The 8,500-nt window shown below is 37.6% G+C and carries 7 protein-coding genes; 4 read left to right on the top strand and 3 right to left on the bottom strand.

Going from position 1 to position 8,500, the window contains the following annotated elements:
* Window positions 1-397 precede the first annotated feature (397 nt).
* Window positions 398-733 carry a hypothetical protein gene (locus KW850_RS05705; RefSeq protein WP_144552185.1) on the bottom strand — a complete coding sequence of 112 codons (336 nt, stop codon included), beginning with the start codon at window positions 731-733 and terminating at the stop codon, window positions 398-400.
* Between the two features lie 201 nt (window positions 734-934).
* Between KW850_RS05705 and KW850_RS05700 the strand changes: the two genes are divergently transcribed.
* Together KW850_RS05700 and splB are read left to right on the top strand one after the other, a co-directional pair.
* Complete coding sequence (locus tag KW850_RS05700; RefSeq protein ID WP_218346589.1) at window positions 935-1,183, top strand: transcriptional regulator SplA domain-containing protein; 249 nt, start codon at window positions 935-937, stop codon at window positions 1,181-1,183.
* Window positions 1,176-2,204, top strand: coding sequence for a spore photoproduct lyase (gene splB, locus KW850_RS05695; protein ID WP_218346588.1), 1,029 nt, complete (start codon window positions 1,176-1,178; stop codon window positions 2,202-2,204). The genes KW850_RS05700 and splB overlap by 8 nt, the downstream gene beginning before the upstream one ends.
* 42 nt (window positions 2,205-2,246) lie before the next feature.
* Here the strand turns inward: splB and KW850_RS05690 are convergent, their stop codons facing one another.
* On the bottom strand, window positions 2,247-3,851 hold the full coding sequence (locus KW850_RS05690; protein ID WP_218346587.1) for an MDR family MFS transporter: 1,605 nt from the start codon (window positions 3,849-3,851) through the stop codon (window positions 2,247-2,249).
* A gap of 110 nt (window positions 3,852-3,961) precedes the next feature.
* Entirely contained in the window at window positions 3,962-4,822 is an 861-nt protein-coding gene (locus tag KW850_RS05685; RefSeq protein WP_218346586.1) for a TetR/AcrR family transcriptional regulator, read from the bottom strand.
* Window positions 4,823-4,974: 152 nt separating this feature from the next.
* Here KW850_RS05685 and KW850_RS05680 point away from each other — a divergent pair, with 152 nt between their 5' ends.
* Window positions 4,975-8,139, top strand: a complete 3,165-nt coding sequence (locus KW850_RS05680; protein ID WP_218346585.1) for an efflux RND transporter permease subunit — start codon at window positions 4,975-4,977, stop codon at window positions 8,137-8,139.
* Window positions 8,140-8,178: 39 nt separating this feature from the next.
* Window positions 8,179-8,331, top strand: a complete 153-nt coding sequence (locus KW850_RS05675; protein ID WP_218346584.1) for a hypothetical protein — start codon at window positions 8,179-8,181, stop codon at window positions 8,329-8,331.
* The last annotated feature ends 169 nt before the right edge of the window (window positions 8,332-8,500 follow it).

Raw genomic sequence — 8,500 nt, 5'->3', positions numbered from 1 at the left:
ATATTTAGGTTAAACTGTATTTGAGTCATAATTAATTCCTCCACATTGTTTTCTTCGCCGTTAACATTGTAACCATGAGGAATTAATTTGACTCATTTTCTTTTTACACAATTATATGGACTCAATCGAAAAAAGAGAGGGTAAGGTCGTCAATAGGGGTTATTGACGACCCAAAGAGAGAAAAAAGAGAGGGTAAGGTCGTCAATAGGGGTTATTGACGACCCAAAGAGAGAAAAAAGAGAGGGTAAGGTCGTCAATAGGTGTTATTGACGACCCAAAGAAAGAAAAAAGAGAGGGTAAGGTCGTCAATAGGGGTTATTGACGACCGTAAGATTGAAGAAAGAGAGGATACGGTCGTCAATATAGGTTATTGACGACCGACCCTTTTCCGAAAAATCTAGGATTGCTTCTTGTCGGTCTTTTTCTCAGTTAGAGCACGGTAGATTTGGGTATACATACTGCCTTGAACAATATTTTGAAGGAAAAAGTCTCCGATCAGTTTTAAGTATTCTTCATCCTCAAACATTTTTTTGTTTTGTAATTCCATTTCTGCTAAGCCTTCATATTTGGTAAGGAGGGCATATGTATGATCTTCTCCAGAAACGGGTGTTAAGATCTCAACATTGTGATCATAATTTTCGTTCCGGAACGTCTTAATTTCCTTTAAGTTTTCAATACCTTCTTTAAATTTATCCTGTTTAATCTCAAATGTCTGATAGACAAAAATGGCCATTCGCCGCATCCCCTAAATAGATTTTACAAACGTAATTGTAAATTTCCCTTAAAAGCAGCATTTTATTCTTATTCCATGGCATAATGCATTCTTTAAAAATGAGTTTGAAAATGGAAAAAATTCGTCCATCTTAAAAATCTTATCCGGAGAATAATACTAATGAATGGATAAAACCTTGATTTGAAAGTGGCAGGTGAATAAATGTTGTCATATCAACCAGGACAAGTTGTCTACATTATTATTCGGAATCCACATGCCCAAGATGTAGCAAATGTTCAACAAGCAGCAGTTGTACAAAATCCGGAAAACCCGGATCAACTCTCTCTTTTTGTCTACGAAACCTATTATCCCTTAACAAAGGAAGTGGCAGTCTATTCGTCGGCAGAGGAAGCAGAATTTGCCTATCAAGATGCATTTGGTTTAACAGAGATGGAGGACATTTATGGTTAAGCCCTTTGTTCCACAACTTGTTTATGTTGAGCCAAGTGCCCTAGAATACCCACTTGGAAAAGAATTAATCGCTAAATTTGAAAATATGGGAATCGAAATAAGAGAAACAACGTCGCATAATCAAATTCGAAATTTACCAGGCGATAATGATTTTCAAAAATATCGGGTTGCCAAATCAACCTTGGTGATTGGGGTAAGGAAAACATTAAAGTTTGATACATCTAAACCTTCTGCGGAATATGCTATTCCTTTTGTTACGGGGTGTATGGGGCATTGTCATTATTGCTACTTACAGACAACAATGGGAAGTAAACCTTATATTCGTACTTATGTGAACCTTGAAGAAATTTTCGAAGCGGCCGATAATTATATGAAAGAACGCGCCCCTGAACCTACTAGGTTTGAAGCCTCGTGTACATCTGATATCGTAGGTGTTGACCATCTAACCCATACATTAAAAAAAGCGATTGAGTTCTTTGGACAATCGGAATATGGCAAACTCCGTTTCGTAACCAAATTTGCCCATGTGGACCATTTACTCGATGCAAACCATAATGGAAAAACCCGTTTTCGCTTCAGTGTCAATGATGATTATATTATCAAGAATTTTGAACCAGGTACATCAAGGCTGTCAGAACGAATTGAGGCAGCGGGGAAGGTTGCTGTTGCTGGTTTTCCGTTAGGTTTTATTATTGCTCCGATTTATTTGCATGATGGATGGAAAGAAGGCTATAAAGAAATGTTAGAAAAGCTGGAGGCACAACTTCCGTATTCGGCAAAAAAGGATTTAACCTTTGAAATGATTCAGCATCGCTTTACAAAACCTGCAAAGCGTGTCATTCAAAAAAATTACCCGATGACAAAACTCGAACTAGATGAGACCAAACGTAAATGGAAATGGGGACGGTACGGGATTGGTAAATTTGTCTACACAAATGAAGAGCAAGAAGATATAAAGGATACGATCGGCAGATATATTAACACCTATTTTCCTCAGGCAAAAATAGAATATTTCACATAGAAAAAGAGGGATTCAGGCGAATCCCTCTTTATTTATGGAGTATTATGATTCAGTTGCACTCTTACCAAAAGATGTGGTTTCTTTTTCGCTGTCATCCTTAAGTTCATTATCTTTTTTAATTCGCCCCTTGCCAACCGCAAGTGCGACCAAGACTCCGATTCCAATAAAGATCAGCCCTGTCAAGAAAACCGTAGAAAATGAATCTGACCAGGCAATTTGTATCGAATGAATGACACTATTTTGGATGTCGGCAGGCATTTTTAATAGACTCGGATTAAGCAGTAAACTAAATAGTGAATCCGTTTTTTCTGAAAGAGCTTTTAATGCTTGATGTGCAATTGGATTTTCAGCATCATTTGCAACACTTGTCATTTCGCCTTTAAGTGTATGGTTCATGATTGAATTTAAAATGGTGATCCCAATCGTTCCACCTATTGATCGGAAGAAAGTAGAGGCTGATGTTACCGTTCCAAGTTGCGACTTTGGAAATTCATTTTGGATGGCAATCATTAATGTTGGCATTACTAATCCCATTCCTAAGCCAAGAACAACCATATAGGCATATGCAGTAAATTCGTTAGAATCGATGCCCATTGTACTCATTAAAAAGAATCCTAAAGCACCAAGAAGCATACCAGCTGTTAATACAGAACGAAAGCTAAATCTTAGTAATAATTGCCCGCCAATGATACTTGCCGCAATCATAGCAATCATCATTGGCGTCATGGTAGAACCAGCTTGGGTAGGTGAAACACCAAGAATGCCCTGCATGTACATCGGTACGAACATAATTGCGCCAAACATGCCAAGCCCAAGTAAAAATCCTAAAGCATTCATCGTTGCAAAAGTTCGATTTTTAAAGAATGAAAGATCCAAGATTGGTTCGACCGCTTTTCGCTCGATAAAACCGAAAACGATCAGCAGCAAAATAGAACCTCCGAAAATAAGGAAGGATGTCGTAGAGGCCCAGTCAAATTTATCTCCGCCGAAAGTCAAACCAAGTAATAATAAAACAATAGCAGGAATAAGTGTGATGATCCCAAGATAATCAATATTCACTTTGCCGTTATTTCCAATGGTTTCGTGCTTTAATCCCATAAAGATTAAGATAGCAGAAAGCAGTCCAAAAGGAACGTTTATCAGGAAAATCCAGTGCCAGCTAATGCTATCAACAATAATCCCACCTAAAAATGGCCCGATAACTGAACTTAATCCAAAGAGGCCGCCAAAAATCCCTTGCCATTTCGCACGTTGTTCTGCTGTAAAGATGTCACCAATAATCGTTTGAGACAGGGGCATAATCATTCCGCCGCCGATCCCTTGAAGACCTCTATAAATTACAAGCTGTTCCATTGATGTGGCAGTTGCACACAAACCAGACCCTATAATAAAGATGATCGTTCCGAGTAAATAGAGGAACCTTCTTCCGTATAAATCAGAAAGTTTTCCAACAATGGGGACAACTGTTGTCGATGTAATCATATAAGCCGTTGTAACCCATGCAAAAATAGTAAAGCCATTTAACTCTGCAATAATCGTCGGCATGGCTGTACCAACGATTGTTTGTTCTAAAGCACTGAAAAACATACCGATAATTAGCCCGGTAATGACTAATTTTGTATTAATCCGTTTTTCTTCTATCGCCATATCTATTTCTCCTATCTTCACGTTTTAAATAAGTTCCGTCATACAATATACATTATTACTGTCCGGTCAGTCAATCGTTTTTATAGGAAAGGATATTTCAAAAGATATCCTTATAGTTCAAATCCATAAAAATCAGCAATTTCCTTGTTAAATGGTTCTAATGTTGAGATTCCCTTAAAATTGGAAAGCATTCCTTTTATCACTGGTAGACGGGGACTTTGTTTATTAATTTCCTCTTCAAGGACGTCTAATGATATTTCTAAAGCTTCTCTATTTTCTATTTGATCGATTTCATTCCTCATTTTTTGGACAATATTATTTACATTTGCTGGTTCAAAACAATGCTTTGAATTTTTAATTATATTCCCCATCTTTTCCTCAGTTATGAAGGGTTCTTCGCTTGAAATGTCTTTTACGATACTATCCATTCTTTTCATTAAAAAATGGGATAGTTTCTCAATCTCAAACTCCGCAGGTTCGAGCATCAATAATCCCACATACGTTTGAAACAACCCTTCAAGAATCAAAGCTAAATCAATCGAAAAAGGCTCAATCGTTTGTCCATAAATAGAAACTAAACCTTTGCGATGTAATAAATGAGATTCAAAACGCTTTTTGAAGAAAAGTTTTTTGATTTCTTCATTCCTTGGGATTGCCTGTTCTTTGGAGAGCATAATCATAAATTCTTTATGACCAATAAATGTTCTGAAAAAAGCAGTGATTTGCTTGATGAATTTTTCTCGAGGAGATAAATCTTGGTTTTCAAAAACTAACCTACTTGATTCAATCGTATCAAATATATATTCCAGAATTGAGAGTAATAAGTCATCTTTTGATTTAAAATGTAAATAGAAAGCCCCTTTAGAAATATTACTTTCACTAGCAATCTCTTGGACCGACGTCGATGAAAAACCTTTTTGAGCAAAAAGCTTCATCCCTGATTGAACAATTACTTTCTCCTTTTCTGTCAAAATAAACCCTCCATTACAAAATGTACCGATGTTGTATGTATAATTCTTGACTTATGACTGGCCGGTCAGTATTATTAAATTTGTTATGACCGCATAGTCAATCCTATTCGAATCAGACTGAAATGTCAACAATGTATAAGAAGGAGAGAAATATGAAGAAAATCATTCAGTTTTCATTGAAAAACAAATTTGCAGTTTGGCTGTTAACTATTATTGTTACCGTTGCTGGATTGTATTCCGGAATGAACATGAAATTAGAAACCATTCCTAATATTAGTACACCACTTGTTTCAGTTTTGGCTGTGTATCCAGGTGCGACACCAGAACAAGTAGCTGAGAAAGTGACAGAACCAATTGAAAAACGAGTAGAAAATTTAGATGGGGTTTCGGTCGTTAGTTCATCTTCTTTTCAAAACGCTTCATCTATTCAAATAGAATACAATTTTGAAAAAGACATGGAAAAAGCTCAAAATGAAGTAAAGGAAGCACTAAGCAATCTTAAACTTCCTGATGGAGTAGAGGAGCCAGAAGTTTCTCGAATGAGTTTTTCTGCCTTCCCAGTCATGTCATTAAGTATCACCAATTCTAAACAATCGTTGGCGGAATTAACAAAAACGGCAGAGGAAGAGATCGTTCCAGAACTGGAAGGTATTGAGGGAGTATCAACCGTTCAAATTTCAGGTCAACAAGTGGACGAAGTCCAATTAAAATTTAACCAGACGAAATTAAAGCAATATGGCCTATCTGAAGAAACGGTTAAGAATTTAATTAAAGCTTCAGATGTTACCATGCCTTTAGGGTTATACACATTCAAAGATACACAAAAATCTGTTGTGATTGATGGTAATGTTTCGACTATTGATGACTTAAAAGCTATTAAAATTCCTGTTATTCCATCAGCAGGAAGTGCTCAGCAAGGAGCGGCGGCTAGTCAACAAAACCAAGGACAACCTGGTATAACCGCTGGCCAAGTTAACCAAGGCAAACCATCAGCACAGTCTTCTGCGGCTGTCCCTACGGTAGAACTGAAAGAAATTGCCACGATTGAGGTAGTTGGGAAAGCGGAATCTATTTCGAGGACAAATGGAGAAGAGTCAATCGGAGTCCAAATTACAAGTTCACAAGATGCAAATACAGTGGACGTTGTGAACGCTGTTAAAGAAAAATTGGGTGATTTAGAAGATCACGTTGATGGATTAAAGGTTACGACCATTTTTGATCAGGGAAAACCTATTGAAGAATCTGTCTCAACCATGTTGAATAAAGCCATTTTCGGTGCCATATTTGCCATGGTGATCATCTTGCTTTTCTTAAGAAATTTCCGCACAACCATTATTTCGGTTATCTCGATTCCATTATCCATTTTAATAGCGATTTTACTGCTAAAACAAATGGATATTACGCTTAATATGATGACTCTTGGGGCAATGACAGTGGCCATCGGCCGTGTTATTGATGATTCAATTGTTGTTATTGAAAACATTTTTAGACGGATGTCTCTTAAAAATGAAACATTAAGTGGTAAAGAATTAATTGTTGCTGCCACGAGAGAGATGTTTATGCCAATCTTTTCTTCAACCATTGTAACAATTGCTGTGTTCCTTCCATTAGGTTTAGTGAAGGGGCCAGTTGGTGAAATGTTTTTACCTTTTGCCTTAACAATCGTTTTTGCCTTACTGGCATCGCTATTAGTAGCCATTACGGTTGTTCCGATGATGGCCCATTCGTTATTTAAAAAGGGTATATCCGAAAAACAAGTTCATGTTGAACATAAACCAGGGAAATTAGCATTAGGATATAAAAAGATTCTCAATTGGTCATTAAACCATAAAATCATTACGTTCGGGTTTGCCATTCTTTTATTAGTAGGCAGCTTGTTCCTTGTACCGGTTATTGGAGTAAGTTTCTTGCCATCTGATGAACAAAAAATGGTAGTGGCCACTTATAAACCTGCCCCAGGGCAAACATTGGATGAAGTGGAACGGATTGCAACGGAAGCAGAAGGATTTTTTGAAAACAGAACAGGAGTGAAGACGATTCAGTTTTCAGTCGGCGGAGAGAATCCAATGAATCCTGGACAAAGCAATTCGGCTATGTTTTTTGTTGAATATGACAAAGATACCAAAAACTTTTCCAAAGAAACGGAAAATGTTATCAATGATTTAAACAAACGAAATGATAAAGGAGAATGGGCTAGTCAAGACTTCTCAGGTATGGGTTCATCAAATGCACTTTCGTATAATGTATATGGTGACAATATGGATGAGATTGAGCCATTCGTAAACAATATCGCGAAAATTTTAAAAAGGAATGACTCACTTAGAAATGTGAAGACAAGTATTGCTGACACTTATGAAGAATATACTTTGGTCGCTGATCAGGAAAAGTTAAGTCAATTAGGGCTTACCCCTGCACAAGTAGGAATGGAACTTGCGGGTAATGGCCAGCGACAAGTATTGACCACCATTGAAAATGACGGAAAAGAAATGAATGTTTATTTAGAAGTCGAGAAAAATGATTACGAAGATATAAATGAACTAACTGAAAAAACCGTCCAATCACCAATGGGTATAGCAGTCCCTATTAAGGATGTCATCGATATCAAAAAAGGAAATACATCTGATACGATTACAAGACGTGATGGTCGTATTTATGCAAGTGTAAGTGCTGAAATTACGACCAAGGATGTCTCAAAAGTTTCAACTGCAGTTCAAAAGAAAGTAGATAAATTAAAACTTCCTGCATCTGTTGATATTTCCGTCGGCGGGGTATCGGAGGATATCGCAGAATCGTTTACACAATTAGGTTTAGCTATGCTGGCAGCGATTGCGATTGTCTATTTAGTACTCGTCATTACATTTGGTGGAGGGTTAGCTCCGTTAGCGATTCTATTCTCGTTGCCATTTACGATCATCGGCGGACTTTTAGGTTTATTGGTCGCAGGTGAAACCTTAAGTGTATCTGCCATGATTGGAGCCTTGATGTTAATTGGTATCGTCGTAACTAATGCGATTGTCCTAATTGACCGTGTTATTCATAAAGAGAATGATGGATTATCAACCAGAGAGGCCCTTCTTGAGGCAGCCGGAACACGCCTTCGTCCAATTCTGATGACAGCCATTGCGACCATTGGGGCACTTATCCCACTTGCAGTTGGAATGGAGGGCAGTGGACTTATTTCGAAGGGATTAGGTGTCACTGTTATCGGCGGATTAACAAGTTCGACGCTGCTTACATTAGTAATCGTACCGATTGTGTATGAAACACTTATGAAAATGAAGCGTAAAGAAAAGAAGCAGGTAGAGAAAGTTTTATAAATAATAATATTAAAACATATTGTAGATTTTGGCACCCTGTTGATTGTAGTGGAAGGCGCGAAGACTCCTGCGGGAGAACGGGGCAGGGGAGACCCCGCAGGAGCGCAGCGACGAGGAGGCTCCCCGGACCGCCCGCGGAAAGCGAAGCGCCTGGAGCGGAAATTAACACACAAGTTTAAACAGAGCCTATAAGTATAATAAAATGACTAGAAGCTGATTCTTCGTTAAGGAAATATTAACGGTAGAGTCAGCTTCTTTATATTTTTACCTAGCACTTGACATTTTTTTAAAAAAGAGTATAGTAAAATACTTGTGCTGGCCATTTTGATTTTTTCTTGAATTATTCATGGATTGTTCATAT

The sequence above is a fragment of the Bacillus sp. sid0103 genome, assembly GCF_019219025.1.
The sequence above is the reverse complement of the archived record's forward strand: the minus strand, read 5'-3'. Positions and strand labels throughout refer to the sequence as shown.